This window comes from Pseudomonas sp. FSL R10-2964, from assembly GCF_009600035.1.
Lineage (GTDB): Bacteria > Pseudomonadota > Gammaproteobacteria > Pseudomonadales > Pseudomonadaceae > Aquipseudomonas > Aquipseudomonas bubulae.
Genome location: NZ_WIWH01000116.1, coordinates 1 through 394 on the forward strand (window position 1 = coordinate 1; position 394 = coordinate 394).

Consider the following 394-nt stretch of genomic DNA (forward strand, 5'->3'; position numbering starts at 1 on the left):
TTGCCCAACCCCGCAACACGGGATTTAGCATCTCTATAGTGTGAGACAAGGACCGTCCTCGCCCCTTGCGCAGCAACTCACGAACTCGATCCATCAGTCTTCGCAGGCTTTCGGGGGCAGGTCGCACCCGTGTCTCTTGGCGATAGATCGTAATCGCGTAGCCCAGAAACTTTCGCTTCCAAGGCCGTGCTACTGCGCTTTTCTGCTCGTTGATACGTAGCTTCAGATGACCTTCCAGGAAGGCTCTGATGTTCGCCATCGCCCGTTGCCCTGCGCCTTCACTGCCGATGTAGATATTGCAGTCGTCAGCATATCGGCAGAACTTCAACTGCCGCCTTTCCAGCTCTCGATCAAGATCGGTCAGCAGGATATTCGACAGTAATGGGGACAGCGG

Annotated in this window: 1 protein-coding gene; it reads right to left on the reverse strand. The window is 55.3% G+C overall.

What is annotated here, in order from left to right:
• Positions 1-394 (reverse strand): reverse transcriptase domain-containing protein (locus GHN92_RS23655; RefSeq protein ID WP_256666568.1); only part of this gene is annotated, 394 nt, incomplete at both ends.